This is a genomic window from Salinimonas marina (genome assembly GCF_015644725.1).
Lineage (GTDB): Bacteria > Pseudomonadota > Gammaproteobacteria > Enterobacterales > Alteromonadaceae > Alteromonas.
In genome coordinates this window covers 3,190,913-3,216,981 of record NZ_CP064795.1, presented here as the reverse complement: position 1 = coordinate 3,216,981, position 26,069 = coordinate 3,190,913, and the positions used below count along the sequence as shown (strand labels likewise).

The following is a 26,069-nucleotide window of genomic DNA, read 5'->3' as shown; positions in this document are numbered from 1 at the left end:
TGAGACACCAGGTCGATTTCGTTGTCAATTGTCCTTTTCGGCTGGGTGCAGTGATAGTACGGAAAAATTTAAGTATGGGAAACACCACAACATCGCAAGGTGACAAAACCGTAAATACCCCGTTTATTGTGGGGGTAGGGTCATCCGCGGGTGGCATTGAAGCACTCATCAGTCTGGTGTCAAACTTACCAGAAAAATTAAATGCCAGCATGGTGATCGCGCAGCATCTGTCGCCCAGCCATAAAAGTCAGATGGCAGATATCCTCACCCGTGAAACCAAATACGAGGTCAAAGAGCTGGAGGATGATACCCAGCCTGAGGTGAATGTTATTTATGTGGGTCCGCCGGGCCGGCATATTATCTACCGTAGTGGTCGCTTGCGGCTGGACAAACACCCCGATGAAGTGACGCCCAAACCCTCAGCGAACATTTTGTTTGAATCACTGGCCGATGAGCTGGGTGACCATAGTCTGGGCGTGGTGTTATCGGGAACCGGCAGCGACGGGTCGCGGGGTCTGCGCTCAATCAAAAGTGCAGGGGGCTATGTGATTGTGCAAAGTCCCGAAACCGCGAAATACGATGGCATGCCTACCGCATCATTGCAGGCTGTTGAAGCCGATCGGGTGTTATCTCCTGATGAAATCGGCAATGAAATTGCGAATTTTTGCAGTAATCTGATGAAGAGTTTTTTTCCTAATTCCGAAGAAGAAAAAAATCGGATGATGAGCGAGCTGTATGAGGTCGTGCGTGAAACCACCAAAATCGACTTCAGCTTTTACAAGCAGTCGACCCTGCTACGCCGAGTGAACCGGCGGTTAATTGCTACCAATAATAAAAAGCTCAAAGATTATCTACAGCAGTTGCACCATGATTCGGATGAGGTTAAAGCCTTGTCACGGGAACTGCTGATTTCAGTGACCAACTTTTTTCGCGATAAAGAAGCTTTTAAATCGATTCGAAATTACATTCACGATGTGGTTGAAGCCAAAAAAGACGGTGAAAATGTCCGGGTATGGGTTGCCGGCTGCGCCACGGGTGAAGAAGCCTATTCATTGACGATTCTGTATTTAGAAGAGATGAATAAGCAGGACAAAAAACTCACCTTGCAGGTGTTTGGCACTGACATCGACGAAAATGCATTGGCCGTCGCCCGCAAAGGCAGCTATTCGGCCCACGCCGTTAGTGATGTGGATTCTGAGCTGGTTGAAAAATACTTCCGGTTTGAAGATGACTCGTATTATCCGACCAAAAAACTACGGGATATCATTACCTTTTCCCGGCAGGATATCACCCGGGATCCGCCCTTTTTACACCTGGACATGATTTCGTTTCGAAATGTCATGATTTATTTCAATACCGAGCTTCAACAGCGGGTCTTGTCATTATTTCGTTATGCGCTGCTCAATACCGGTATTTTATTTTTAGGTAAGTCAGAGTCCATCGGGCTAAAAGAAGATTATTTTGTGGCGGTGGATCGTCGCAGCCGTATTTTTAAGGTGTGCCAGAATTCAAAACGCCCGGCCGTGCCCAGAATGCTCAAAGGCGTGGTCACGCCCAGCCGGCCGCGTGAAAGTACCGGACAAGGTTATGAACGGCTTTTTAACGAGACCATCATTCGGGAATTTGGGGCCTCAGTATTAATCAACCCGCAATTTACTATTTTGCATTCCCGGGGCGATTTGCAGCCGTTTGTCAATTTTCCTTCTGGCTCACCGGATTTAAATCTGTCGAAGTTAATTGTTTCTGAATTTGCCGCGGAACTGATTTCATCCTTTAACAAAGCCAAACGTGAAAGTGAGGTGGTCGTCAGTCAGCCCCGGCAGGTGGCAAAGGATGACCAGAATCACTGGAAACTGGCGGTCATTCCGCTGGAAAGCCCGGACAATAATCTGTTTATTGTTAACTTTCGCCGTGTAGAAGAGCTGCCTTCCAATACCGGTGATGGGACCTATGATACTGAAAACGCGGATGTGGCAGAGCTGATCGCAGCCCGCGAGCAGCTACAGACCCTGACCGAAGAAATGGCAGCCTCGGCAGAAGAAATGCAGGCCCTGAATGAAGAGGTGCAGGCCGCCAATGAAGAATTGCAGGCGAATAACGAGGAGCTGGAAGCAACCAATGAAGAGTTGCAGGCCACCAACGAAGAACTGATCAGCGTTAACGAAGAAAGCATGCGTAAATCGGGTGAGTTGTCAGCCATTAATGGCGAGCTGGAAAGCGTCTACAACACCCTCGATTTTCCATTGTTTGTGTTTGATGATGAGTTGAAGCTCAACCGCGCCAATGAGGCCGCCAGCCGAAAGTACCATCTGAATACCGGCATTTATAAAAAGCGGGTAAAAGAGCTGCACCTGCCAGAGTACTTTATTGATATTGAAAGTAAATTGCGGGCCACCATTAAATCCGCCCGCAAGATGAATATCATCATCAAGCCCACCGATGCTGAAACACTGAATCTGTTTATCACCCCGCTGCTCAATGCCAAAGACCAGGCTACCGGTGCCATTTTGGTGATCATCGATAATTCCGAGCTGGTCCGGGCCCACGAAGATGTAGAGAAAAATCAGGATCAACTGTTATCCATTATGAATAATTCGTTATCGGTGGTGGCGCTTAAGGACAGTTCCGGGCGGTATGAATTTGTGAATGCCCGCTTTGAAGAGATTTTCGGGGTTAGCTCTGATGAGGTGATCGGCAAAGCGGATAATCATGTGTTTGACAAAAAGATTGCCAAAATGTTGCGTGAACGTGACCTGGACACCATGCGATCGCTGTCGCCGGTACGTACTGTGGATGAGTTTGAGCGTGATGATGGCACGGTAGTGCTTGAAAGTGTGCGCTTTCCCATCTTTGACCATGATGGCACCGTTAAATCTATTTGTACCCAGGCCAACGACATTACCCGGTCACGCCATGCCAATGAGCAGTTAAAGCTTGCCGGCAAACTGTTTGACCGGACTGGCGAAGCCATTCTGGTGACCGATGAAGAGCGAAAAATTATTACCTCTAATCATTCCTTTACCGAGCTGACCGGATACGGCATCGATAAGCTCATGGGCAAAAACCCCCGTGAGTTTACCGCCGATATTTATACGCCGGCCTTTTTTGAGCAGGTTGATGAAGCGCTGAATATGCAGGATTACTGGCAGGGCGAGGTTACGTACCTGAAAGCGGATGGCGACGAAATCAAATTGTGGGTCACGATTAATGCGGTTAAAGACAACAATAATCAGCATACCAATTTTGTGGTGACCTATAGTGATGTGAACGAGATTAAAAATGTTCAGCGCAAAATAGAATTTTTGGCTACCCATGACGAGCTGACCCGTCTGCCTAATCGCAGCGTGCTGATGGAGCGACTGGGCATGATGCTCACCACCGCCAAACGTCAGGAGTCCATGTGTGCGGTGCTGTTTTTTGATTTAGATGACTTTAAGAAAATCAATGACAGCCTGGGACATAATGTGGGCGACTTGCTGCTGAAGCAGGTGTCCCGGCGACTGCAAAAGTGTATTCGCGATACCGATATTCTGGCGCGGATGGGCGGCGATGAGTTTGTGGCAATTTTACAGTCCACCAGTGTTAATGAAATTGATGAAGTGGCACAACGCATTATAAAAGTAATTAATGCGCCTTTTGAGATTAACGAGCACACATTGTTTGCTTCCGCCAGCATCGGTATCTCGGTGTATCCAAATGATGGTCATGACAACTTTGTGCTGCTTAAAAATGCTGACACGGCCATGTACCGTTCTAAAGAGTTAGGACGCAACCAGTATCAGTTCTTTACCGAAGAGATGAAACAGGATGCGGTACATAAAATGGAAATCGAAAAAGCATTACGTAATGCGCTGGCCGATGGCTTGTTCAGTATTGCCTTTCAACCCCAGGTTGATATCAATACCGGTGCTATCGTGGGAGTAGAAGCCTTGCTCAGATGCAATAGCGAAGACTTAGAAGGCACGCCGGCTCAGAAATTTATCGAAGTCGCCGAGCGCGGCCGGCTTATCGAAGAAATTGGCTTACATGCGCTGGAGCTGGTCTTTAAAGAAATGCATGAATGGCGCAAACAGCATATCGATATCCCCAAAGTGGCGATTAACATTTCGGTGAAGCAGTTGCAGGACGAAAGTTTTGTTACGCACGCCGAACATATGATGAATAAGTACAAAATTAAGCCATCCCAGCTAAAATTTGAAATAACCGAAAGTGTGCTGGCCGAGCGCATGGATGTGTTGGTTGAAGAGCTCAATAAACTCAGAGAAATGGGCATTACCTTAAGTGTGGATGACTTCGGGGTGGGGCAGTCGTCATTATCCCAGTTACGCCGCCTGCCGATTCAGGAGTTGAAAATTGATAAAAGCTTTGTGGCGGGGATGACCGAGTCCGATGAAGCCCATAATATTACCCTGGCCATTATCAGGATGGCGCAGGCGCTGAATATGGAAGTCGTTGCCGAAGGGGTGGAAACCGCCCGACAATTGGAAATTCTGAAAGCTGAGCAATGCCAGATCATTCAGGGGTTTTATTTGTATGAACCCATGGGCAGCAAAGAAACCGCCCAGATGTTATCGTCTGCGCCCGACAACGCACTCTCAACATAAGCCGATAAGACCGGAGGTCCCATGGATGTTACCCAGCTGCTGGCCAATTGTGAAAAAGAACAATTACATTTGTCAGGCAAAATTCAGTCATTTGGCGCCTTAATGGTGCTGGATGAAGAATCGCTGATGGTGACCCATGCCAGTCGCAATATAGAGCATTTTATTGCCGGCGGGGCGCGGCGGCTGCTGGGCACGGACATTGGTCAGCTGGAGTGGCTGCGTGAAGATATGCTCAGCGATCTGCCCCAGTCGCCCGGTCAGCGGGTCACCTTCTATGACTATGTGGTGGGCCCGCATATTTGTCATATCCGGTTGATTCGCAGCGAAGGGGCGGTGGTGGTGGAGCTGGAAGAAGCCCGGACGCCACAGTCGTTTATGAGCTATCAGGCCTTAGAAGCCCGTTTGTATCCAGAAGCCAGTGAGGTCTGGGAGGAAGCTGACTATTTTAATCAGTTGCTGAACACCCTGCATGAGGTATTACCCTATCAGCGGCTGATGCTGTACCGGTTTGAAAGCGACTGGGTGGGGGAAGTAGTGGCCGAGGCGGTCACTGGTGGCGATAAACTCTATCAGGGCCTTAAATTTCCGGCCTCAGATATTCCGGCCATTGCCCGGCAATTGTATTTTCAGAATCCTTCGCGGCTGATCCCCGATGTCGAGGCTGAGGCCGTGGAGGTGATGAGCATCGACGAGGACACCGTGGATTTGACCTGGTCGGATTTACGCAGCGTATCGCCGGTTCATTTGCAATATCTTACCAATATGGAGGTAGGGGCATCGTACTCTATCCCGTTGATTATCTCAGGTAAGTTATGGGGCATCGTGGCCTGCCATCACCCAGAAGCGGTTTCGATGGATGTCACCAGTCGCCAGACCGCAGAGAAGCTGGTTTCACAGTTTTGTTCGCTGTTTAATACCTATCGCTCGCGTAAACGGCTGAGTCTGTTGCGCAATATAGAACAGCGGGTGGATGAAATGGTGCGGGTATTATCCGGTCAGGATCCAGACACCAGTTGTCAGTTTTTGGCCGACATTTTGTTATACGAGCTTAATGCCTCATCCACGGCCTTACTGTTAGGCGGCACCTGGTATCAGGCCGGCCGCGACGTCGACGAACACACACTGAATCAGCTGGACCGTGAAATAAAAAATGACTTTTCCGATTTTATTTTTCAGACCCAGAATATTACCGAACACTACGGGGACGGGGTAAATGATCCGGCCGTTCGCGGGGTGCTGGCCATAAAGCCAAACTTTGAAACCACCGCATTACGTTGTTATGCCTTCAGATTGCCCGAAGCGCAGTATTCAGTGTGGGCCGGTAACCCCGATAAAACCCAGCAAAAAGCGGACGAAACCGGCACCTTGTCTCCCCGTGCTTCGTTTGAAAAATGGACCGAAGCGCGCGGGGAAGCCAGCCGTGAATGGACCCGGGAAAATGTGCTGCTGGCCAAAAAGGTCAGAGCGGTGATATTACGCGAAGCAGACAAATTTCTGATGGCTTAGGGCTGTATAGGTTCTTTCCTGGCTGCTGGGGTCCCTGGGCGACGCGCAATACCACACCCCCCTGTCTGGCGCGACGCCGGATACAAAATGGCTGGGTACTGTTCGGGCGCAGCATTAGCGGTATGATGGTTTGTTGCACACCAGTGTGCAGCCAGGCTGAAAGCCCAACCAGTTTAGGGCAGAGGTTCAGGTTTTTATCGCGTTATTTGGTGGCTGGGGCGCGGCATTTTATGCCTGATTTCCAGCATCTTATGACCCGTGCCCGGCCAGCAGCCCATTACCAGACAATGCCGCGCACCCTGAAGGCGTAATAGTATCCCAACGCTGTCGGTTCTGATTTTTCCTGTCACTGTATTCTTTGTCTCTGCGTTTGCTGTGTTTGCTTTGTCTGTGCCTGTTTTTCTATATCCAGCTTGTTTGTCATGGTTGTCTGGGTGAGCCAGCACGGGTGGGTCATCACTGGCCATGGCGTCACGGTGAACCAGGTGGTGAAGCATAAAACCAGCATCCACACGTCGAAAGCCGGCATTTGTATCACGGCTTTTTTGATAACAGACAAAACAAATCAGTCTGATTACGGGCTTTTCCACGTAATGCCATTATCAAAGGGTTTAAAAAAGGAGATGCTTTGCACGCCACCAGTGGATTTACTCAACATACTAAGGTCGTATTGTTCGATCACGACGGCACCCTGATTGATTCAGAACAGGTTCATTTTACCCTATGGCAGCACGTGCTCAGCAGGTTTGATATAGTGCTGGAACAGACTTTTTACAATGACGTGATGGCCGGTATGCCTGAACTGCAAAATGCTCATGATATTATGCGCGAGTTTCAGCCTGATACCGATGCTGCCAGCCTGACGGCGGCTAAAAATGCTGCGCTGGATGAGTATCTGCAGCAACAACCCTTTCCCCTGATGCCGGGGGCAATTGACGCGGTATTGCGTTGCCAGCGGGCCGGGCTGGTATTAGGTATTGTGACCGGCGGCGGGCGTCATTCGTTACGGCGAACCTTGCAGCGCCCCGAATTGCAGGGCGTATTTAGGGTTACCGTGGCCGCAGAAGATGTGCCTGAAAGTAAACCCAACCCACAGTGTTATCTGCAGGCGCTGCATAAACTGGGGGTAACTGCCGGGCAGGCGGTAGCGGTAGAGGACACCATGTACGGCTTGCAGGCCGCCAGCAGTGCCGGAATAGCCTGTGCGGTGATCCCTACCGAACATTCGCAGGATCACGATTTTAGTCTGGCCAGTGGCCGGTTTACCCGGTTAGCCCAGTGGCTGGATAAGGCTGGCGTGCCAGGCTAAGGCGTGGGCCTGGTAGCCGGTGCTGACCGACTTATTTTACAAATAGGATTGTATTTAATCGCGACATAACGAAAAATGTCGACTTCTGAATTTCTGGTAGGTTGAAGTGTTGTCTGTATTACGCAAACTGAGTGCGGTGGTGGCAGTGATGGCTGTGGTGTTGGTAGGGCTGGTGGTACTGGCGTTAGATACCACCGCGCTGGTCAAGTCGACGGCGTCTGAACAAATTGATGAAGCCGACACGGTCAAGCAGCTTATCCGCGAGGTTAAACGCAGCATCTCAGACCGACACACCCAGCACACCATAAAAATCAGCGAAAAACAGGCTGCCAGCCTCGTGGGGTTTGTACAGCGGGCGGTGCCTGATATTCAGGGGAATGTGGACATCACCCCTGAGGCCAGCCAGATTCAAGGCACCCTGGCATTGCCGGTATTGAATCAGTCGGTGTATTTAAATGTGGATATGCGTTTATTGCCAGACACCGGCCTGAACCTGGAGTATATCAAGATCGGTAGCCTGTATCTTCCTGGCCAGTACGCTGTGAAGCTGGTGGAGTTTGTCATCAATCAGTACACCGACAGTAAGATTGGCAGTAAAGCCCGTGAACAAATTTCGCTGGTGGCGATGCAGCCCAATGTTATCGCGGTCACTATTAAGCCCATGGACAACTTTTTGCGAGAGCTTAATTACATTCGCAGCAATATGGGCAGTCACGATAATGACGAGCTTACCGAACTGACCGGTTATTATTTGCGCTATATAGCCGGGCGCGAACTGTCCCTGGCCAAAAAGCCACAGCCTTTCAATCAATATCTTAAACTCATCATGGCCCGGGCCCGGGAGCAAAGTAATCAGGATAATGTCCTGCTTCACAACAAAGCCTCGGTGTTGGCACTGGCGGTGTTTATCGGACATCATCGCATGGCTAATTTTGTGGGGATGTGCAACCCGATATAGAGCGGGCGCTGAAACCGGCCGCGCCACCCCTGTTACGGGGGCGTAACGATCTGGCCCGGCATTTTATTATCTCGGCGGCACTGCAAATGTTGAGCGAACAGGAAGTCACCTTTGCCATTGGCGAGTTTAAAGAACTGATGGACCGGGGCATGGGCGGCAGTGGCTATAGCTTTATCGATTTAACAGCCGATATGGCAGGGGTCGAGCTGGCGATACTGCTAAGCGATGAAGACACCGCGCTGGCGACCCAGGATGCGCTGGCAAAAGCCGCCAGTGAAGATCTGTATATGCCCCCTATCACCGGGCTGACCGAAGGCTTGAGCAAGCAACAGTTTATCGAGCGCTATGAAGCGGTGGACAGCGAAGCGTATTTAAGCGAAGTGGAACAGATTCGGCAACGGCTGGCACAAATGCCATTGTACCAGCGTTTGTAGGCGCAGGGTTAAACGGTTTGCTTAAACTGATCGAGGGTTTTAAGCATAAGCTGAATTTTTTCGACCAAAGGCACCAGGGCCGCTTTCATGGCCTCTTCGTCCTGTTCTTTAAGTGCCTGCCAGTCCTCGGTCACTTCCTGCACATAGGGCGTGAAACGCTTTGATTCGGTACGAAAACCACTGTCGGCGGTAAAGATAGCTACGAACTTACCTTGTTGAGCCTGCTGCAAAGCATCCAGCTTATTGTCTGCATCTACCGCTTTGCGGTAAAGCGTCTGAATGGTGTCCTGAAGTTGTTGATGAACCGCTTGCATGGCGCCCCTTTCAAATATTGTCTAAAGTTAAGTCTGTACAGGCCGATAGCCTGATGAGGCGGGCAATTTTGCCTGCTTTTTAGCTTTGCTACAAGCAACAAAGGAAACGGGTATGGATATATCAGGAGCCAGCGGCTCTGCAACATCCGGTGCCTCGCTTGAGTTGGCCTCTCTTAAGCTGGCGAAAAATCAGCAAAAACAAGAGGGACAGGCGACGCTTCAGCTGCTTGAATCAGCCGCTGACGTACCAAAACCCACCTCTGCAAACCCGGCGGTAGGCGCCAACATTAATACCTACGCCTAGTTTTGTGGTGGTAACTGCAAGTCAATAGGCGTCTTGCCGGGCTGGCCGCCAATCTCACGGGTGAGTTTTGGTACCAGAAAGCCTGGCAGGCGCTTTATCACTTCCTGCATAATGCGTCGGGCGTTATTCTCGGTCACCTCAAAATGCGCTGCGCCCTGCACTTTATCTAATAAAAACAGATAATAAGGTAAGATTCCTGCATCAAACAAGGCTTCACTCAAAGCCACCTGGGCATCCGCGGTATCGTTAACCCCTTGCAACAATACTCCCTGATTTAACACGGTTACGCCTTTTGCCTTTAAGGGCTGCAGCCGGTGTTTTAGCGCTTCGCTTACCTCATTGGCATGATTGATATGCAGCACCAGCACCGGCTTTAACCGCGACCCGGTCAGCCACCGACCAAAGTGCTCATCGAGCCGTTCGGGCATGACCACCGGCAGGCGGGTATGGATCCGCAACCGGGTAAGATGGGGGATAGCTTCAAGTTGCCCGGTCAGCCAGCCTAAAAATTCATCTTTGGCCATCAGCGGGTCGCCCCCGGAATAGATGACTTCATTAATATCTGGGTGGGCTTTGATGTAATCAATATTTTGTTGCCACTGTGAGCGGCTCACAGCATTCTCAGCATAGGGGAAGTGACGTCTGAAGCAATACCGACAATTTACCGCACAACCGGTTTTGACCAGCAGTAACACCCGGCTTTGGTACTTGTGCAGTAAGCCCTTACCCGCGGTATTGTGTTCGGCCAGTGGATCGGCACTAAATCCGGGCACCTCATTAAATTCGGCGTCCAGCGGCATCACCTGACGTAACAGGGGATCGTGCCAGTTGCCGGGTTCCATTAGCGAGACAAAATGACGGGGGACCCGCAAGGGAAAAAGCTTGCGTGCGGCTCCATGGTGGCCCAGCTTCTGCGGGTCTAATTGCAGATGTTCCAGCAGCTTTTGCGGGTCGGTAAAGCAATAAGCCAACTCTTTTTGCCAGTTATGCTCTACAGTCACCCGATTTTTAGGTATTATTTGCACCACTTCGTTCTTTACACCTTTTGTTTTAGCAGAGGATTTATGGCTAATTACAGCACTAATGAATTCAAAGCTGGCCTGAAAATTATGCTGGATGGCGAGCCTTGCAACATCATGGAAAATGAGTATGTCAAACCCGGTAAGGGCCAGGCATTCAACCGCACCAAAATCCGGAAGCTGATTTCAGGCAAAGTGCTTGAAAAAACATTTCGCTCCGGGGAAACCGTTGAAGGCGCTGATGTACTGGATACCGAGCTGGCGTACCTGTACACCGACGGCGAATTCTACCATTTTATGAATAATGAAACATTCGAGCAAATTGCCGCGGACGAAAAAGCCGTGGGCGACAATGTGAAATGGCTGGTGGAAAATGATGTGTGCACCATCACTTTGTGGAATGGTACGCCCATCACAGTGACCCCGCCCAATTTTGTGGAGCTTGAGATCACAGAAACCGATCCGGGTCTGAAGGGCGATACCGCGGGCACTGGCGGCAAACCTGCGACCTTAAGTACCGGCGCGGTGGTACGGGTGCCTCTGTTTGTCCAAACCGGCGAAGTGATCAAAATTGACACTCGTTCCGGTGAGTACGCGTCCCGCGTTCAAAAATAACAGCGACTGACACTTCCGGACCACGCAAAGTGGCCCGGAAGCAAAATTTTTAAAGGCGGCCACCGCCTTACTACCAGGAATGTGTTGGATGACCTGGCAACCCACCACCAGCCATGCCCAGCGAGTTGCTCGGGCCGAGTTACTGCGCACCATTCGCGAATTTTTTTATCAGCGGGAGGTGCTTGAGGTAGATACCCCCTTGTTAAGCCGCGGTACCGTCACCGATGTGCATTTAGATGCCTTTGCGTGTGAGTTTCGCCATGATGCCAGTGGCAAGCGCCTGCCGTTGTACCTGCAAACATCTCCTGAATATGCCATGAAGCGCTTGCTGTGCGCCGGCAGCGGCCCGGTGTATCAGCTGTGCAAAGCATTTCGTCATGAAGGGGCCGGGCGCTGGCACAATCCTGAATTTACCATGCTCGAATGGTATCGTCCCGGTTTTGACCATCTGCAGCTGATGCAGGAAGTTGATGCGTTATTACAGGCCACTCTGGACACCGCCCCTGCCCAGATGATGTCCTATCAGCAGGTGATGAAGCACCATGCTGGCCTGGATCCACTCAGTGCGTCCCACGGGATGCTGGTCGCCGCATTACCCGCCCTGGGGATTAATATTGATGATGCCGACGCCCTGTCAAATGACGGCCTGTTGCAGCTTATTTTTTCGATGACCGTAGAGCCGGCGCTTGGTCAGCAACAACCCTGTTTTGTGTATGGTTTTCCGGCTTCCCAGGCGGCACTGGCACGGATTAACGATACAGATCCCCGCGTCGCAGATCGCTTTGAGGTGTACTTTAAAGGGGCTGAACTGGCCAATGGCTTTTATGAGCTGGCCGATGTCGAGGAACAGCGCCGCCGCTTTGAGCACGATAATGCGCTGCGTCAGCAGGCCGGCTACCCGCCGGCCATGCTGGATGAGAATCTGCTGGCGGCGCTAAAGGCCGGGTTACCTGATTGTGCCGGTGTGGCAATGGGCATTGATCGGTTACTGATGCTCAAAACCCAGGCCAGCCATATAGACCAGGTGATTAGTTTTCCGGTGGACCGGGCCTGATGGGCCAGGGCGCGTTGCATCCTATCCAAATCTATTTTTTGTGGCCTGGCTTCAGCTTGTCTTGAACATCATTTTGCTGACTGGCTGATAAGGCTGCGCGGGCAGGCTCTGAACCGGCACGTCTTCAACCTGCACGGCCTCAACCGGCGCGGCCCCGACCGGCCGGAACCGGTAGACTCAGTGTGTGAGCATATCTCACCCGGCCTTGGCCTGTTCTCACTCTTGTCCTGGTCTTGCCCTGATTTTTATCCTGACCCTTCCGGTGTGCTGCTCAAACTGACGCGCCTGAATCCGCCGGCTTGGCATTATCGGTACTGCATCTTCGTATGGGGCCCCTGATTTATTTGGGGTGCCTGTCTACCGGCGACGAGTCTACCGACGACGAACAGGATGAGTTTGCCGACCAGCAGCCGTTGACATCTGCTTCAATCCACGCAAAAATGTTATAACATAACAACAAGTCTTCTCTGCTTTAACATTATTACGGAAAAACACATGTTCAAACGTAAACTTATTACCACGTCTTTGGTGTTGGCGTTCGCCCCAGCGGCGCTGGCTAACACGATTACCGGCACGATTACCAATGAAGCGGGAAACCCGGTAGTCGGTGCCCAAATCAGCGTAGAAGGCTCGCGGAAATCAGTTTATACGGATAAAGCGGGGCGTTACACATTAACAAATGTGGCGCCCAGAGATGTGCATTTGCATGTGTCCTCTGATCAATATCTGCATGGTGACAAAGATCTGGGCGCCATCGAAGGCGACAAAGTGGTGAACTTCACGCTCACCTCTTCCTCGGTTGAAAATATCCTGGTCACCGCCACGGCAATGCAATCTTCTATCCTGGAATCGGTGACCCCGGTATCGGTGTTAGGCGCAGAGGAATTACGCAAGAATCAGGCTCCCACCTTTGGTGAAACCCTTAAATCCACTCCTGGTGTTCACAGCACCTATTATGGGCCGGTGTCTTCCAGCCCGGTGATCAGGGGTAACGATGGCCCCAGAGTCAAAATTGTTCAAAATGGCCTGGATATATCGGATGTATCGCGAATCGGCCCTGATCACAATGTGGCGGCCAATACCTCCAGCGCGACTCAGGTTGAAATTCTGCGGGGCCCGGCCACCTTGCAATACGGTAGCGGGGCTATCGGCGGCGTGGTTAATGTGGTTGACAAACGCATTCCCAAAACCGTGCCCCAGCAACTTGAAGGTGAGGCTGAAGCCCGTTACTCCACCGCCGACAATGGTCAATTTGCCAAGGTAGACATTACCGGTGGTAAAGGCGTGGTGGCGTATCATGTTGACGGATTTACCCGGGATACTCAGGATATTGATATACCCGGTTTTGCGTCGGTGGCACCAGATGACGATGAGCCGTATGGAACACTGGAAAACAGCGCCATGGACACCACGGGCGTTACCGGTGGTCTTAGTTATGTGCAGGATGAGGGCTATATCGGTTTTGCGGTAGAGCGTCTTGATAATACCTACGGCGTGCCTGGCCATAGTCATCATCACGACGAAGAGGAAGAACACGCTGCCCACGAAGAGGACACTCACGATCACGAAGATGACCACGATCATGAGAATGAGCACGAAGAACAGCTGGAAGAAGGCACCAAAATCGATGTGGAAATGACGCGTTACCAAATAGCCGGCGAGCTGTATTCTCCGGTAGCGTTTCTAAATAGCATCAAATTTGCCGCCGCGCATACCGACTATACCCATGCTGAGATTGAAGAAGGTGATATTGGCACCCGTTTTAACAACGACAGCACCAATTTGCGTGTTACCGCCAATCATATCAAAGCGAATGGCTGGCACGGTATTGTCGGTATTCAGGCCAGTACCAGTGACTATGAAGCCGTAGGTGCAGAAGCTTTTTCGCCGCCCACTGAAACCGACACTTATGCGCTTTATGTTGTGGAGCAGAAAAGTTTCGGAGCCGTGACAGCAGAGCTGGGCGGACGCGTAGAGCGGACAAAATATACTGTGGCTGATACCCAGATAGATTTACATACTGGCGAACACGAAGAACACGAAGAACACGAAGAACACGAAGAACACGAAGGTGAAGCCGAAGAATTGCCACTGCAGTTTGCTTTTGATGATTACCAGTTTACCTCGACCTCTTTATCCGCTGGTGCTAACTGGGAGTATCAGCAAGGCCAGTCGGTGGCTTTAACCGTGTCTCGCAATGAACGGGCACCCAGTCAGCAGGAGTTATTTTCAGGCGGTGCGCACTTAGCTTCGCAAACTTACGAGTTAGGTCTGGTGTTTGCCCTGGATGAGGACAACGAAGTGGCGTCCGGGCTGCGCGAGGTTACCGAAGAGGTCAGCACCAATATCGATTTGACGTTTCGTAAGTACACCGGTAACTGGGGCTATACAGCTTCCTTCTTCTATAACCAGGCAGATGACTATATTTACCAGACAGATACCGGCTTAACCTCTCTCGACGAGCATGAAGAGCACGACGAGCATGCTGAAGATGAAGCCCATGACGAGCACGAAGAGGAAGGCTTGCCGGTGTTTGCGTTTAACCAGTCTGATGCAGACCTCTACGGGATGGAAGCTGAGGTTTATTATGACCTGGATACCCAGTGGCGAGTAGACGTGTTCGCCGACATGATTCGCGCCAAACTGGATAATCAGGATTTACCGCGGATCCCGCCACTACGTGTAGGGACCAAAATCAGTTATACCGGCACCCGCTTAAGTGGCGAAATTGGGGCAACCTACAATGATGCACAGGATAATACCGCCCCGTACGAGTCCGTCACCGACAGTTACACGCTGCTAAATGCCAATATTCAGTACGAGATGATGGCAAAAGGCGTGAGCTGGGTATTGTTCGCCAATGCCGATAACCTGACTGATGAAGAAGCAAGAGTGCATACCTCATTTTTAAAAGACAAGGCACCCTTGCCAGGTCGTAATGTCACCGTTGGCGTGCGAGCACTGTTCTAGCCGCGAAGACGTCTGCTTGTAAGGATGAGGCCTCGGTCCATCCCTGCTATAATGGCAGGCATTGAGAAATCGTGTGACAGGATGATGTTTTGACCCTACAGCAGTTAGGTCGCTGGTTTGACTCATTTGACGATGAGCATCTGATTCTGGGCTATGGCTCGTTGATCAACGCCGATAGCCGGCGGCGATTTTCAGATATGCACCATGATGGGCTGCTGGTTCAGGTGGCGGGTTTTGCCCGCGGCTGGATCACCCGCAGTTTGCAGGAACAACAAACTTATGTGGGTGCCTGGCCTGAAACCGGGGCCAGCCTCAATGCGCTGATGTTACCTACAGCGCTAAGTCCGTCGCTGGCGCGGCGTGAAAAAGACTATACCTTTGTGCAGGTTTCCCCGCAGGCACTGCGTACTGATCTGGATGAGCAGGCCCACCTTTGGCTTCACGACCGGCTGGCCGCTAAAAAAATCTGGATCTGTCAGTCGCTGCATCAACAACAGCCCAATGCCGACTTTCCGGTGTCCCAGTCTTATGTCGATACGTGTCTGGCGGGATGTCTGGAGCGTGGCGGCGAAGCCAGTGCGCGTGAGTTTATTCAAAGTACCACCTATTGGCCGTCATCGTTATACGATGATCGCACGCAGCCGGTCTATCCGCGACCCGGGCGGGTTACCCAGCGCCAGCACCAGCAGATTGACAACTTACTGAAGCAGGTTGCGCAGTAATGAGGTATGCGTTTGCTACCGGGCGGGTAGGGCTACGCCAACCTGTCGAAGACGATGCTCCCTGGCTCTATACTCTCAACAACGATCCCCTGTGGGAGCGGTTTATTGGCAATCGCGGCGTGCATACATTACGTGGCGCTAAACGCTACGTGATGATGACACAGAACCATTTTCGGCAATGGGGTTATGGATTGTGGGTGATGGAGCGGCGGATGGACGGTCAGCCTATGGGCTTATGCGGGTTGGTGAACCGTGGTATTTTTAGTGCGCCTGATTTAGGTTTTGCGTTACTTGAAAAGTATCGGCGCAAAGGCTTTGTCTGCGAAGCCAGCGAGGCGGTGCTGGAGCAGGCCCGGGTCCGTTACCGCTTCAGCGCCATTAGTGCCCTGGCTCATCCGCAAAACACCGCCTCGTGTAATGTGCTAAACCGCCTGGGCTTTGTTGGCTACGGACAAATTTGTATTCCCAAACTAGCGCGCCAGCGCTTGTTCTGGCGCACGTTGAAATAGAGACTTATTGTTCGGCCGGTAACACGGTGGCTTTTTCCAGTACGATAGGCTCGATGGGGCTATTGGGTTCACGCAAGCGCAACTGATATTCGGTTTCCACCTCCATCATTTTATCCACCACTTCCTGGCCTTCTACAATCATGCCAAACACCGCATAGCCCCATTCTTTGCCCGGATCCAAAGAGGGGTTGTCATTCACATTAAAAAAGAACTGGCGCGTAGCAGTATGGGGCCCGTTCTGGCGCGCCATGGCGATGGTATACAGCTCATTTTTCATGCCGTTGCCAGACTCGTTGAAAATTTCAGGGTAACTGGGCTTTTCGTCAAAGTCGGTATTATAGCCGCCACCTTGTACCACAAATCCAGGCACGGCCCGGTGAAACAGGGTGCCGTTGTAGCCATTTTTGGAAACATAGCGTAAAAAATTATTGCTAGTGATGGGCGCGCGACGCCGATCCAGCTCTACTACAATGTCGCCCATGGTGGTTTGCATTTTCACCCGGGGATAAAAATTATCAGGCTGCACATTAGAGCCATCTTCTTTGTCTTTGGCGATGACCGAGGTGGTAACCACCATTAAAATCAACATCAGGTAACGAAACATAAAAAGTCCTTAAACTAGCGTTTGGCTGCACTCAAAATAACGAATTTACGATTACTTGCAAGTACCTTCACCCCGCCAAACACTTTTTTGAGTTTTACGTGATAGTCCAGGTGCCGGTTTGCCACGACAATCAGATGTCCGCCCCGACGCAGTGCCTTTCGGCTGTCATTAAACATCTGCCAGGCAATATGATCAGTCACCGCATTTTGTTGATGAAAAGGCGGATTACACAATACTTTGTCGTAGCTTTGATCACCATTTTGCTGCAACAGGGTTTCCAGACAATTACTGGCCACATAGTCACAACGGGCCAGCGCGTCGGGAAAGTTAGCAGTAACATTGTCGCGGGCGCTGGCCAGTGCCATAAATGATTCATCCACAAACGTAACCGCGGCCTGGGGTGCAATCGCTAATGCGTTCAACCCTAAAATGCCGTTACCACACCCCAGATCTATCACTTTTTCCTGATTGGTCACATGCATATGATCCAGCATCAAGCGGGCACCAATATCCAGCGACGCCCGGGAGAACACATTAGCATGGTTGTACAGAGTCAGCGTTTGCCCGGTGCTGGCGGGGTGTTCCCAACACGTGGGGTAGGGCGAGGTCTGCGGCTGGGTGAGTGTGCTTTGCTGCGGCTGGCAAAAAATCAGCCGGGATTTTTTTTGTGCCAGCGAGGTGGACGTCGGACCAAGATATTTTTCAAACAGCGCCAGCACGGTTTTTGTGACACTTTTTACCTTGGCCGCTGCCAGCACCCGAGTATGCTCGTCAATTTTGTCACGCAGCACTAAAAGCTGTTGTTCTAACAGTGCCAATGTGCGCGGAATTTTTATGATCACCAGCTGTGGCTTCGCGGGCAGCGAAGACAACTGACCATGGGTACTGACCGGGGCCGTAACCACGCCATTGTCGTCACACTGTAGCTCACATTGCGGCTCACCCTGAAACGCCGACGTGTTGTGGTTCAGGTTAGCGTATAGCGAGCGGTGCGCAATCCACGAGTCGCTGTACCAGTGCGGCCGGGCGGCGGCATACCAGGTGCCCAGGGCCCCGAAATCATCATTTAATATGATACCATTACCCTGGGGGAACGTAAGCTCCTGGCTGGCCAGATGTTCGATAATCAACTCATCGGCACTGTCCCAGGCCTGCAACGATTTGTGTTGATGTTTGGCTGGATAACGAACCAGCTCAAGCTCTCGGTCCAGCAAAGAAAAACAGGTGTTCATAAGCGATCTTAATGGTTGAAACAGGAGGGCATATGCAGTTTGACTTGTTTGACAACTCATCAGCAACAACACCGGCTATCGAGCTGGCATTACCTGATGCCCAGGTCAGTTATCAGGCAAACTGGCTGGATAGCCGCAAGGCCACTGCGTTTGCTGCCCGTTTAAAAACAGAATTACAATGGCAGCAGGATACCATTAAACTGTTCGGCAAGCTGGTAAAAATTCCACGCCTGCAGGCCTGGTATGGTGATGCCGATGCCCGTTATCAATACTCTGGACTGGCCATGACCCCGCAGCCCTGGCATCCATTGTTAAGCCAGCTAAAGACACAACTGGAAGCGCACTGCGGCTGCCGGTTTAACAGTGTGCTGGCTAACTGGTATCGTGATGGCAAAGACAGCATGGGTATGCACAGCGATGATGAGCCTGAACTGGGGCCGACGCCCACGATTGCATCACTGACACTGGGCCAAGCCCGGCCTTTGCCTTTGTGCATAAAACCACCAAAGCCCGTACGGTGTATACGCTGGAACATGGCAGCCTGTTGCTGATGCAGGGCCAGACCCAGCGGTTTTATCAGCATGGCATTAACAAAACGGCCCGGCCCATCGATGACAGGATCAACCTCACCTTTCGCTATGTTTATCCGGCAAATGAAGGCAATATTAGGTAGTAAATTATGACGCATGTACAAGAATTTATTGAACAAACTCTGACTCGTGAACTGAACCCGGTGTTTTTAGAGGTGGCCGATGAGAGCCATATGCACAATGTGGCCCCGGTGCCCAGAGTCACTTCAAGGTTACCGTGGTCAGCGAGCAGTTTGAGGGCGAACGTCTGATTGCCCGCCACCGCCGGGTTAATACCTTGCTGGCAGAGGCCCTGGCCGGCCCGGTACATGCCCTGGCGTTGCATACCTACACGCCCGAGCAATGGTTGCAGCGCGGCCACGAGATTAATCCATCGCCGCAATGCCGCGGCGGTAGCAAGGCGGATTCGCCGCAGTAAAGTCTTACAACAGTGCCAGCTGTGACAGTACGCTAAAGGCCACGGCGGTGACAGGCAAAGACACCAGTGTCGACACGGCAATAATACTGGCCGCCAATGTGGGGTCGCCGCCCAGATTACGGGCCATGATATAGCTGGCGGCCGCAGTAGGCGCAATACTCAATAATAAGATCACCCCCAGCTCCATACCTCTGAAATCCAGCAGATAGGCGGTGGAAACCAGCAGCGCCGGGTATAGCAAGCATTTGCTGATTACCGCGATTATGATATTGGTACGATGTACCCCAAAGGCACGAAATTGCAACGAGGCGCCGGTACATATCAGCGCCAGGGGCAGGGTGAGCTGGGCAAAGTATTCGCCGGTGGCCTGAACCAGCGTAGGTAAGGGCAGTTGCAGATACGAGATGGGCAAGGCCAGCAAAATGGCGATAATCAGTGGATTGGTGGTAATGCCCAGCAAGTGTTGTAACACCGAGCGTTGGGCATCCAGATAAAAATTTAACACGAACACCGATAACACATTGAATAAGATGGTGACCCCGCCCAGATAAACCGAGGCGGTCGCCAGGCCCTCAGCGCCATAGGTGTTGGCACAATAAGCCAGCCCGATAATGCCCATGTTGGCTCGAAACCCGCCCTGAATTACCACCCACGAGCATTTGCCGGGGTTACCGTGACCTGACAAAATGCCATCAGTAGTACAAAGTACCCTAAGGTACCCAGTAGCCCGATCACAATGAGCTTGCCATTGGCGGCACTGGCAAAATCAGCCTGCGCGATGGACAGGAACAACAAGGCCGGTAATGCCAGATTAAAGACCAGCTTGGAGCCGGCTTCGATAAATTTTTCGTTGAGCATGCCGCGCCGGAATAAAAAATACCCCATAAACAGCAGCACCAGCACCGGACCCAGGGTGTTAGTGATAAATCCGTACATAAAAAAATGACCGTTGCAGGCGAGGGAAAACAACCCCAAGTGTATCAAAAAAATGGCCTGGGTCGCCCCGGGCCAGCACAAAATAGGGTTGGTTAGCCGCGCGGCCGCGCCAACCAGTGTCAAACCGTGGAGTAATCTGATGCCTGATTTTGCCAGTATCCATAGCAAGGCAAAGCAACCATAAGTCATTATGCAGCATAAACTTAGCGATCGATTTTTAGTGACGCTGGCCGCCGGCAGTCTGGCGGTATTCGCGGTGCTGGCGTGGTGGATAACACAAACACCCATCCCCGCTATTGATGAAGCGATTATTAAAGGCCTGCGGCACATGGACGATTTGTCCGATCCCCTCGGGCCTGGCTGGCTGGAAGAAGGCATGCGCGACACTACTGCGCTGGGCAGTAACTGGGCATTATTGTATGTCAGCGGCATCAGTGTGCTGTGGCTGAAGATGACGAATCGTACCAAACTGGCCTGGCAGCTGGCCATCGGGATCCTGGCGGCGCTGGCGGTTACCTTTGCATTAAAGCATGGCTTTAGCCGACCCCGTCCTGACCTGGTGGGCCAGCATACCCGGGTGTTTACCAGTAGCTTTCCCTCGGCTCATGCGATGATGTCGTTTGTAACCTACTTTACGCTGGCCGTCATCGTGGTCAGATTAAGCCAGCGGCGCAATATTGTATTATTGACATTTTGTCTGGCCGCGCTCACCACTTTTCTGGTCGGTTTCAGTCGGGTCTATCTGGGGGTACACTGGCCAGCGATATTATCGCCGGCTGGGCAGCAGGAGGCATGTGGGTAGCAGCCTGGACCCGCCTGACCCGGAATCATTCTGAGTATTCAGAGTTCAGGTGACAGGTAAAAGGAAAGGACTTACATGCGCGACATAGATGGCGTCGCGCATGTAACATTTTTCTCAGCTCAGCTGCGAATAGTACGCAAAAACCAGCCTACAAACACCGAAATCAGGAATCCAAAAAAAGTAACCAGAGCGGTCACCACCAATAACGAACTGGTGATATCCGCGGACTCGCCGGTTTCTTCGCTTATCAGTAACCCCGATGACTGAAAAATAAATAATGCGGCTACCGACAGCAATAATATGGTACCCGTAGAGGTCAGTGTTGCACGCCAGAATGCTCGGGGTGCACTCCAGTGGATCACGCCAGCAACCAACACCGACAGCCCGGTAAGTAAATAAGCGACCAAAATTTATATCCTCTTCACAACACATCAAAGCTGGCCGGTTACGACCAGCATTTACCCTATTAGTGTGCCTTTGCCAGCCGCAGGTTGCAACGCTATCGATAGGTCAACTCGCGTTGCAGTAGCTACACTCAAAGCATAAAGCCCTTTGGTTTTAACAATCTATTAAAGGACTTTGCCGGATTATGGTGATAGAATCGCCGCCGTTTTTTTAACCAACACACTTATTGGAAACACATGTTTGACCTAATCACCAATAAAGACAGCAATGTGAAAAATGATGTGCTGTCAGGGATTACCGTGGCTCTGGCTTTGGTTCCTGAAGCGGTCGCCTTTGCTTTTGTTGCGGGCGTAGAGCCAATGATAGGCCTTTACGCGGCATTTATGATGGGCCTGATTACCTCTGCCATTGGAGGCCGACCCGGAATGATTTCCGGTGCTACCGGCGCCATGGCGGTAGTGATGGTGGCACTGGTGGCCGAACACGGGGTGGCGTACCTGTTTGCTGCGGTGGTACTGGCCGGTATTCTGCAAATACTGTGCGGGGTCTTCAAGCTAGGCAAATTTATCCGGCTGGTCCCCTATCCGGTTATGCTGGGCTTTGTGAACGGCCTGGCCATTGTCATTTTTCTGGCCCAGCTGGGCCAGTTCAAGGTGTTAAATGACGCCGGTGAATGGCAGTGGATGCAAGGCAGCGCGATGTACATAATGCTGGGACTGGTGGCGCTGACCATGGCCATCATTTACTTATTACCCAGGCTCACCAAAGCCGTGCCGGCCTCGCTGGTGGCCATTATTGTGGTTACGGTGTTGGTACATGCCCTTAATCTGGAAGCCCGTACTGTCATCGATTTTGTCCGGGATCTGTTGCCGGCCGATCAGAAAGCCACGGCTACGTTAGCCGGAGAGCTGCCCAGTTTCGCCATTCCGATGGTGCCTTTTACCATGGACACGCTGATGATTATCCTGCCTACCTCTATCATTTTGTGTCTGGTAGGACTGATTGAATCGCTGCTTACCCTGTCATTAATTGATGAAATGACCGATACCCGCGGCCATGGCAACAAAGAATGTGTGGGTCAGGGCGTGGCCAATACCGTTAACGGTTTCTTCGGCGGTATGGGCGGCTGTGCCATGATTGGTCAGAGTATGATTAATATCAATTCAGGCGGTCGTGGACGTTTATCCGGTATTTCGGCGGCGCTGGTGCTACTGGGCTTCATTTTGTTTGCTGCGCCGCTGATTGAAATGATTCCGCTGGCAGCGCTGGTGGGGGTGATGTTTGTGGTGGTTATCGCCACCTTTGAATGGGCTTCATTCAGAATCATTCGTGGTGTTAACCGTGAAGATGCCTTTGTGCTGTTTCTGGTAACCGGCGTCACCGTAATTGCTGACCTGGCGATTGCCGTAGTGGTGGGGGTGATTGTGTCAGCGCTGGTGTTTGCCTGGAAACACGCTCGTCATATTGAGGTACACAGCCATATCGATAACGATGGCTGGAAAGTGTACGAACTCAAAGGGCCGCTGTTTTTCGGCTCGATAACCCATTTTAAAGACCAGTTTGATGTGGCCAATGATCCGCAGGATGTGGTGATTGACTTTGATAACAGCCGGATCTGGGATTCTTCGGGTATCGATGCGCTGGATAACCTGGCCGATAAATACGAACAGCAGGGCAAAAAGCTGCATATTCGACATATCAGCAGTGACTGTCGGGCATTACTGAAAAAAGCCAACAAGTTTGTGGAAATCAATGTGGTGGAGGATCCGCGTTATAAGGTTGCCTCCGACCAGTTAGGCTAAACCGGACAGCGGCGCGCAGCTGATCTGCGCGGTCATTGTGTCACTGGTATATCAAGACCCGCCCGGGCTAATCGTGGCGGGTCTTTTTTTATCCTGCTGCCACGTCTTCGACCGCTTTGTGGGCGGCCCGGCCAATGCTACAGTAAGGTATTGGAATCCTCGATATAATATGAGTAACAGCAATGTCAGCGGCATTCAGCGATTTTATAAAAATCATCGGCAAGGGCAAAAAAGGCAGCCGTAGTTTAACCCGTAAAGAAGCCTGTACTGCCATGAAAATGGTGCTTAACCAACAGGTCACGGGAGAGCAGCGCGGTGCGTTTTTAATGCTGCTGCGTACCCGGGAAGAAACCCCGGATGAGATTTGTGGTTTTCTGGATGCCTGTCGGGCGGTAGAAAATCAGGCGATTGCCGCGCTTCCCGCCACCATAGACATAGGCTGCTATGCAGGCAAACGCCGTCAGCTTCCCTGGTACCTGTTGGCCGTAGCCTGTCTGGCACAAGCTGGGATCCCGGTGTTTTTGCACGGCGCTCACGAACCCGGCTCTGGCCGGTTGTACGCCAGTCAGGTGTTACCCGAACTGGGGCTGACCGCGGTGGGCAATGTTGCCCAGGCGGCCAGCCAGCTTGAACAACGTGGCGCGACTTATCTGGATTTAAGTCTGGTATTACCGGCGCTGAACGACATTATCAAGCTGCGTGAAGTATTTGGCTTGCGTTCGTGCGCCAACACCCTGGGTCGATTGCTGAACCCCAGCGCGGCACCCTATAGCGTACAAGGAGTGTTTCATACCCATCTGGATGATAAACATGGCCGGGTTAATGAGCAGTTTGACGACTATGATTCCCTGTGTTTTCGCGGGGATGGTGGCGATCCGGAGGTCAACAGCGAGCGCGAAACCACCTTATTTATCACCCGTGCCGGAGCTACGGCTGAAGTGACCTTACCGGCCACCAAATACGGCTGGGCAATGAAAGATAAAGCGTTGGCGGTCGCCGACATGCTGGGCTACTGGCGTGGCGAACTTGCCCATAAGTACGCCGATAACTCGGTCGTGCCTACGCTTACCAGTTACCTGATGCTCATCCGGCAACTGGATTACACCACAGCTGCCGCGCAGGCCCGCCAGTTATGGCAACAACGCGACAAAGCCCGGCTGCCGTTTGCCTGAAATGCTGATCTGAACCTGCGGCCCGGGCCTATCAACCCCTACAACAACCCACGGTTCAGGAGACGCAAATGCAATCAATCAAACTGGCTGACGGCCGGCATATTCCACAAGTTGGTTTTGGCACCGCTGCTATCGGAGCAATGCATCAGGATGATGGCTATGTGAAAGATACGGTACTCAAAGCCATCGAGGCAGGCTATCGGCATTTGGATACGGCATCCTTTTATGGCAATGAGCGCAGCGTCGGTCAGGCCGTGCAGGAGTCTGGTATTGCCCGTAAGGAATTTTTTATCACCACCAAAGTGTGGGATACCCAGCAGGGGTACCAGTCAACATTAACGGCGTTGGAACAAAGCCTGGAGCGACTGGGCACTGACTATGCCGACCTGTATCTGGTGCACTGGCCCTATCCGGACAAAACCCGGCCCACCTGGCAGGCGATGGAAAAACTGCACAGTGAAGGTCTGGCTAAATCGCTGGGACTATCAAACTTTCGCAAAACTGATATTCAGCAGTTGCTGGAGTTTGCCGAAATTAAGCCGGTGTACAATCAGTTGGAGCTGCATCCGTATCATACCCAGCCGCACCTGACCGAGTATTGCCAAAGCAAAGGCATGGTGGTCTCGTGCTGGTCGCCACTCGGGTCTGGCTCATGGAGTGGGGTGGCTAAAGAAGACAAGCCGATTGTGGCTGACACCATTGTGACCCTGGCCGAAAAATATCAGGTGTCTGCTGGTCAGATAATTTTGAAATGGGATTGTCAGCGACAGCGTATTGTGATTCCTAAGTCTGAAAGTGACGACAACATTAAGGCGAATTTGCAGCTGGACAGCTTTACCCTGACCGATACCGAACTTGATCAGATTGATGCACTCAATAAAAACCACCGTTATGGCGGCGACCCGGACAATGCCTGGCAGGACAACCTCAACAATCCGGTGCCCTCGCGTTAATTCGCATCAAAGCATTAAAGATTACAAGACGCGGGTTACGCGTCTTTTTTATGGATGCAAAAAACTATAATTCCCTGTTTTTGTCTGCAGGCCTTATATGGCGAGCGCTGTAAGCAAATAAGCAGAAAGAAAGGAAGCAATAGGTTAGAAAAAGATCAAAAAGGGTAGACGCGCCCTTGAGATCAGTGTATTGTCACCGCAGCTAAAGAAAGTGCTCAAATTTACATCCTTCATTTCGTTGTTTTATTCGTAACTCCACGTCCTGCGGTTTATTTAAATTCAAGTCTATATTTAAGCTACTCTTTGCCTTGAAGGCGTTATTATTTAAAATTAAAGGATATTATTATGTCTAATGTAACTACTGGAACCGTTAAGTGGTTCAACGAAGATAAAGGTTTTGGTTTCATCGAGCAGCAAGGCGGTCCAGATGTGTTCGCACACTTCCGTTCAATTGTTGGTGATGGCTTCAAAACTCTTAAAGAAGGCCAGCAAGTAGAATTTACTATCAGCCAAGGCCAGAAAGGTCCACAAGCTGAAAATATTCAGGCTATCTAATTATCCTGTCGGGGCAACCCGGTTAAAGATAATTCGATACCAAAAAAGGTAGCTTCCGAGCTACCTTTTTTTATGCCTGTAATTCAGCCTGAACCAACATTTTAACCCACCTTTCTTCTTTCTTTATCACCACTAAGGTGTGAGACACCCGGCAAGGCTATCCACCGACATTAACTGCAATGATGCAAAGTCTGGAGGCTCTGGTGACGACTATGTCAATTAGTAATAAGTGCTCTGGTCTTATCCGCAAAAAATACGTCCGACCGGGCAAGCCATGGAAAA

The 26,069-nt window shown here is 51.3% G+C and carries 26 protein-coding genes and 1 pseudogene; 20 read left to right on the top strand and 7 right to left on the bottom strand.

What is annotated here, in order from left to right; translation table 11 throughout:
• Positions 1 to 74 precede the first annotated feature (74 nt).
• The 5 genes from IT774_RS14430 (at position 75) to IT774_RS14410 (ending at position 8,811) form a co-directional block, all read left to right on the top strand.
• Positions 75 to 4,604: an EAL domain-containing protein gene (locus IT774_RS14430; RefSeq protein WP_195810382.1), complete on the top strand. Its 4,530-nt coding sequence runs from the start codon at positions 75 to 77 to the stop codon at positions 4,602 to 4,604.
• Positions 4,605 to 4,625: 21 nt separating this feature from the next.
• The gene (locus tag IT774_RS14425) at positions 4,626 to 6,110 is read left to right on the top strand and encodes a GAF domain-containing protein (protein WP_195810381.1); all 1,485 of its coding nucleotides are present in this window, start codon (positions 4,626 to 4,628) and stop codon (positions 6,108 to 6,110) included.
• A 628-nt stretch (positions 6,111 to 6,738) separates the two neighbouring features.
• Positions 6,739 to 7,419, top strand: a complete 681-nt coding sequence (locus tag IT774_RS14420; protein ID WP_195810380.1) for an HAD family hydrolase — start codon at positions 6,739 to 6,741, stop codon at positions 7,417 to 7,419.
• A gap of 106 nt (positions 7,420 to 7,525) precedes the next feature.
• Positions 7,526 to 8,377, top strand: a complete 852-nt coding sequence (locus IT774_RS14415) for a hypothetical protein (RefSeq protein WP_195810379.1) — start codon at positions 7,526 to 7,528, stop codon at positions 8,375 to 8,377.
• Positions 8,362 to 8,811 carry a hypothetical protein gene (locus tag IT774_RS14410; RefSeq protein WP_195810378.1) on the top strand — a complete coding sequence of 150 codons (450 nt, stop codon included), beginning with the start codon at positions 8,362 to 8,364 and terminating at the stop codon, positions 8,809 to 8,811. The genes IT774_RS14415 and IT774_RS14410 overlap by 16 nt, the downstream gene beginning before the upstream one ends.
• A gap of 8 nt (positions 8,812 to 8,819) precedes the next feature.
• Here the strand turns inward: IT774_RS14410 and IT774_RS14405 are convergent, their stop codons facing one another.
• Entirely contained in the window at positions 8,820 to 9,125 is a 306-nt protein-coding gene (locus IT774_RS14405) for a hypothetical protein (RefSeq protein WP_195810377.1), read from the bottom strand.
• A 112-nt stretch (positions 9,126 to 9,237) separates the two neighbouring features.
• On the opposite strand from IT774_RS14405, the gene IT774_RS14400 reads away from it, so the two are divergent.
• On the top strand, positions 9,238 to 9,429 hold the full coding sequence (locus IT774_RS14400; protein WP_195810376.1) for a hypothetical protein: 192 nt from the start codon (positions 9,238 to 9,240) through the stop codon (positions 9,427 to 9,429).
• Here IT774_RS14400 and epmB read toward each other — a convergent pair.
• Positions 9,426 to 10,457: an EF-P beta-lysylation protein EpmB gene (gene epmB, locus IT774_RS14395; RefSeq protein WP_195810375.1), complete on the bottom strand. Its 1,032-nt coding sequence runs from the start codon at positions 10,455 to 10,457 to the stop codon at positions 9,426 to 9,428. The genes IT774_RS14400 and epmB overlap by 4 nt on opposite strands.
• Before the next feature lie 36 nt (positions 10,458 to 10,493).
• On the opposite strand from epmB, the gene efp reads away from it, so the two are divergent.
• The 6 genes from efp (at position 10,494) to IT774_RS14365 (ending at position 16,318) form a co-directional block, all read left to right on the top strand.
• On the top strand, positions 10,494 to 11,063 hold the full coding sequence (gene efp / locus IT774_RS14390; protein WP_195810374.1) for an elongation factor P: 570 nt from the start codon (positions 10,494 to 10,496) through the stop codon (positions 11,061 to 11,063).
• Between the two features lie 79 nt (positions 11,064 to 11,142).
• The gene (epmA, locus tag IT774_RS14385) at positions 11,143 to 12,117 is read left to right on the top strand and encodes an elongation factor P--(R)-beta-lysine ligase (protein WP_218958921.1); all 975 of its coding nucleotides are present in this window, start codon (positions 11,143 to 11,145) and stop codon (positions 12,115 to 12,117) included.
• Positions 12,118 to 12,416: 299 nt separating this feature from the next.
• Positions 12,417 to 12,566 (top strand): hypothetical protein, encoded by a 150-nt coding sequence (locus IT774_RS14380; RefSeq protein WP_195810372.1) that lies wholly within the window; start codon positions 12,417 to 12,419, stop codon positions 12,564 to 12,566.
• Between the two features lie 46 nt (positions 12,567 to 12,612).
• Positions 12,613 to 15,087, top strand: a complete 2,475-nt coding sequence (locus IT774_RS14375) for a TonB-dependent receptor (RefSeq protein WP_195810371.1) — start codon at positions 12,613 to 12,615, stop codon at positions 15,085 to 15,087.
• An 89-nt stretch (positions 15,088 to 15,176) separates the two neighbouring features.
• Entirely contained in the window at positions 15,177 to 15,809 is a 633-nt protein-coding gene (locus tag IT774_RS14370; protein WP_195810370.1) for a gamma-glutamylcyclotransferase, read from the top strand.
• Positions 15,809 to 16,318 (top strand): GNAT family N-acetyltransferase, encoded by a 510-nt coding sequence (locus IT774_RS14365; protein ID WP_195810369.1) that lies wholly within the window; start codon positions 15,809 to 15,811, stop codon positions 16,316 to 16,318. The genes IT774_RS14370 and IT774_RS14365 overlap by 1 nt, the downstream gene beginning before the upstream one ends.
• A 4-nt stretch (positions 16,319 to 16,322) precedes the next feature.
• Here the strand turns inward: IT774_RS14365 and IT774_RS14360 are convergent, their stop codons facing one another.
• Together IT774_RS14360 and IT774_RS14355 are read right to left on the bottom strand one after the other, a co-directional pair.
• Complete coding sequence (locus IT774_RS14360) at positions 16,323 to 16,922, bottom strand: peptidylprolyl isomerase (protein WP_195810368.1); 600 nt, start codon at positions 16,920 to 16,922, stop codon at positions 16,323 to 16,325.
• 14 nt (positions 16,923 to 16,936) lie between these two features.
• Positions 16,937 to 18,154 (bottom strand): methyltransferase, encoded by a 1,218-nt coding sequence (locus tag IT774_RS14355; protein ID WP_195810367.1) that lies wholly within the window; start codon positions 18,152 to 18,154, stop codon positions 16,937 to 16,939.
• Between the two features lie 32 nt (positions 18,155 to 18,186).
• Here IT774_RS14355 and IT774_RS14350 point away from each other — a divergent pair, with 32 nt between their 5' ends.
• From IT774_RS14350 to IT774_RS14345, 3 genes and pseudogenes are all read left to right on the top strand, one after another.
• The gene (locus tag IT774_RS14350) at positions 18,187 to 18,705 is read left to right on the top strand and encodes an alpha-ketoglutarate-dependent dioxygenase AlkB family protein (protein ID WP_332308858.1); all 519 of its coding nucleotides are present in this window, start codon (positions 18,187 to 18,189) and stop codon (positions 18,703 to 18,705) included.
• Positions 18,705 to 18,827 (top strand): hypothetical protein, encoded by a 123-nt coding sequence (locus tag IT774_RS17935; protein WP_332308895.1) that lies wholly within the window; start codon positions 18,705 to 18,707, stop codon positions 18,825 to 18,827. The genes IT774_RS14350 and IT774_RS17935 overlap by 1 nt, the downstream gene beginning before the upstream one ends.
• Before the next feature lie 6 nt (positions 18,828 to 18,833).
• Positions 18,834 to 19,162, top strand: a pseudogene (locus IT774_RS14345) (BolA family protein).
• 4 nt (positions 19,163 to 19,166) lie between these two features.
• On the opposite strand, the gene IT774_RS14340 reads toward IT774_RS14345, so the two are convergent.
• Together IT774_RS14340 and IT774_RS17560 are read right to left on the bottom strand one after the other, a co-directional pair.
• A complete protein-coding gene (locus IT774_RS14340; protein ID WP_232365008.1) occupies positions 19,167 to 19,811 on the bottom strand; it encodes an AEC family transporter in 645 nt (214 codons plus the stop codon).
• Positions 19,805 to 20,098, bottom strand: a complete 294-nt coding sequence (locus IT774_RS17560) for an AEC family transporter (protein WP_232365007.1) — start codon at positions 20,096 to 20,098, stop codon at positions 19,805 to 19,807. Before IT774_RS17560 ends, IT774_RS14340 begins: the two co-directional genes overlap by 7 nt.
• A gap of 190 nt (positions 20,099 to 20,288) precedes the next feature.
• Here IT774_RS17560 and IT774_RS14335 point away from each other — a divergent pair, with 190 nt between their 5' ends.
• Positions 20,289 to 20,900 carry a phosphatase PAP2 family protein gene (locus IT774_RS14335; protein WP_195810366.1) on the top strand — a complete coding sequence of 204 codons (612 nt, stop codon included), beginning with the start codon at positions 20,289 to 20,291 and terminating at the stop codon, positions 20,898 to 20,900.
• 119 nt (positions 20,901 to 21,019) lie between these two features.
• On the opposite strand, the gene IT774_RS14330 is transcribed toward IT774_RS14335, so the two are convergent.
• A complete protein-coding gene (locus IT774_RS14330) occupies positions 21,020 to 21,307 on the bottom strand; it encodes a hypothetical protein (RefSeq protein ID WP_195810365.1) in 288 nt (95 codons plus the stop codon).
• A gap of 234 nt (positions 21,308 to 21,541) precedes the next feature.
• Between IT774_RS14330 and IT774_RS14325 the strand changes: the two genes are divergently transcribed.
• The 4 genes from IT774_RS14325 to IT774_RS14310 all read left to right on the top strand — a co-directional run bounded on the left by IT774_RS14325 (position 21,542) and on the right by IT774_RS14310 (position 25,787).
• Positions 21,542 to 23,107, top strand: coding sequence for a SulP family inorganic anion transporter (locus IT774_RS14325; RefSeq protein WP_195810364.1), 1,566 nt, complete (start codon positions 21,542 to 21,544; stop codon positions 23,105 to 23,107).
• A gap of 182 nt (positions 23,108 to 23,289) precedes the next feature.
• Entirely contained in the window at positions 23,290 to 24,279 is a 990-nt protein-coding gene (locus IT774_RS14320; protein ID WP_195810363.1) for a glycosyl transferase family protein, read from the top strand.
• Positions 24,280 to 24,347: 68 nt separating this feature from the next.
• A complete protein-coding gene (locus tag IT774_RS14315) occupies positions 24,348 to 25,232 on the top strand; it encodes an aldo/keto reductase (RefSeq protein ID WP_195810362.1) in 885 nt (294 codons plus the stop codon).
• Between the two features lie 345 nt (positions 25,233 to 25,577).
• On the top strand, positions 25,578 to 25,787 hold the full coding sequence (locus tag IT774_RS14310; RefSeq protein ID WP_195810360.1) for a cold-shock protein: 210 nt from the start codon (positions 25,578 to 25,580) through the stop codon (positions 25,785 to 25,787).
• Positions 25,788 to 26,069: the final 282 nt, after the last annotated feature.

Excerpts from the sequence above, each read along its gene's own strand:
- IT774_RS14430 (WP_195810382.1), top strand. The coding sequence starts at position 75 with ATGGGAAACACCACAACATCGCAAGGTGACAAAACCGTAAATACCCCG.
- IT774_RS14425 (WP_195810381.1), top strand. The coding sequence starts at position 4,626 with ATGGATGTTACCCAGCTGCTGGCCAATTGTGAAAAAGAACAATTACAT.
- IT774_RS14405 (WP_195810377.1), bottom strand. The coding sequence starts at position 9,125 with ATGCAAGCGGTTCATCAACAACTTCAGGACACCATTCAGACGCTTTAC.
- IT774_RS14400 (WP_195810376.1), top strand. The coding sequence starts at position 9,238 with ATGGATATATCAGGAGCCAGCGGCTCTGCAACATCCGGTGCCTCGCTT.
- efp (WP_195810374.1), top strand. The coding sequence starts at position 10,494 with ATGGCTAATTACAGCACTAATGAATTCAAAGCTGGCCTGAAAATTATG.
- epmA (WP_218958921.1), top strand. The coding sequence starts at position 11,143 with ATGTGTTGGATGACCTGGCAACCCACCACCAGCCATGCCCAGCGAGTT.
- IT774_RS14375 (WP_195810371.1), top strand. The coding sequence starts at position 12,613 with ATGTTCAAACGTAAACTTATTACCACGTCTTTGGTGTTGGCGTTCGCC.
- IT774_RS14365 (WP_195810369.1), top strand. The coding sequence starts at position 15,809 with ATGAGGTATGCGTTTGCTACCGGGCGGGTAGGGCTACGCCAACCTGTC.
- IT774_RS14360 (WP_195810368.1), bottom strand. The coding sequence starts at position 16,922 with ATGTTTCGTTACCTGATGTTGATTTTAATGGTGGTTACCACCTCGGTC.
- IT774_RS14355 (WP_195810367.1), bottom strand. The coding sequence starts at position 18,154 with ATGAACACCTGTTTTTCTTTGCTGGACCGAGAGCTTGAGCTGGTTCGT.
- IT774_RS14350 (WP_332308858.1), top strand. The coding sequence starts at position 18,187 with ATGCAGTTTGACTTGTTTGACAACTCATCAGCAACAACACCGGCTATC.
- IT774_RS17935 (WP_332308895.1), top strand. The coding sequence starts at position 18,705 with ATGCAGGGCCAGACCCAGCGGTTTTATCAGCATGGCATTAACAAAACG.
- IT774_RS17560 (WP_232365007.1), bottom strand. The coding sequence starts at position 20,098 with ATGTACGGATTTATCACTAACACCCTGGGTCCGGTGCTGGTGCTGCTG.
- IT774_RS14335 (WP_195810366.1), top strand. The coding sequence starts at position 20,289 with ATGCAGCATAAACTTAGCGATCGATTTTTAGTGACGCTGGCCGCCGGC.
- IT774_RS14325 (WP_195810364.1), top strand. The coding sequence starts at position 21,542 with ATGTTTGACCTAATCACCAATAAAGACAGCAATGTGAAAAATGATGTG.
- IT774_RS14320 (WP_195810363.1), top strand. The coding sequence starts at position 23,290 with ATGTCAGCGGCATTCAGCGATTTTATAAAAATCATCGGCAAGGGCAAA.
- IT774_RS14315 (WP_195810362.1), top strand. The coding sequence starts at position 24,348 with ATGCAATCAATCAAACTGGCTGACGGCCGGCATATTCCACAAGTTGGT.
- IT774_RS14310 (WP_195810360.1), top strand. The coding sequence starts at position 25,578 with ATGTCTAATGTAACTACTGGAACCGTTAAGTGGTTCAACGAAGATAAA.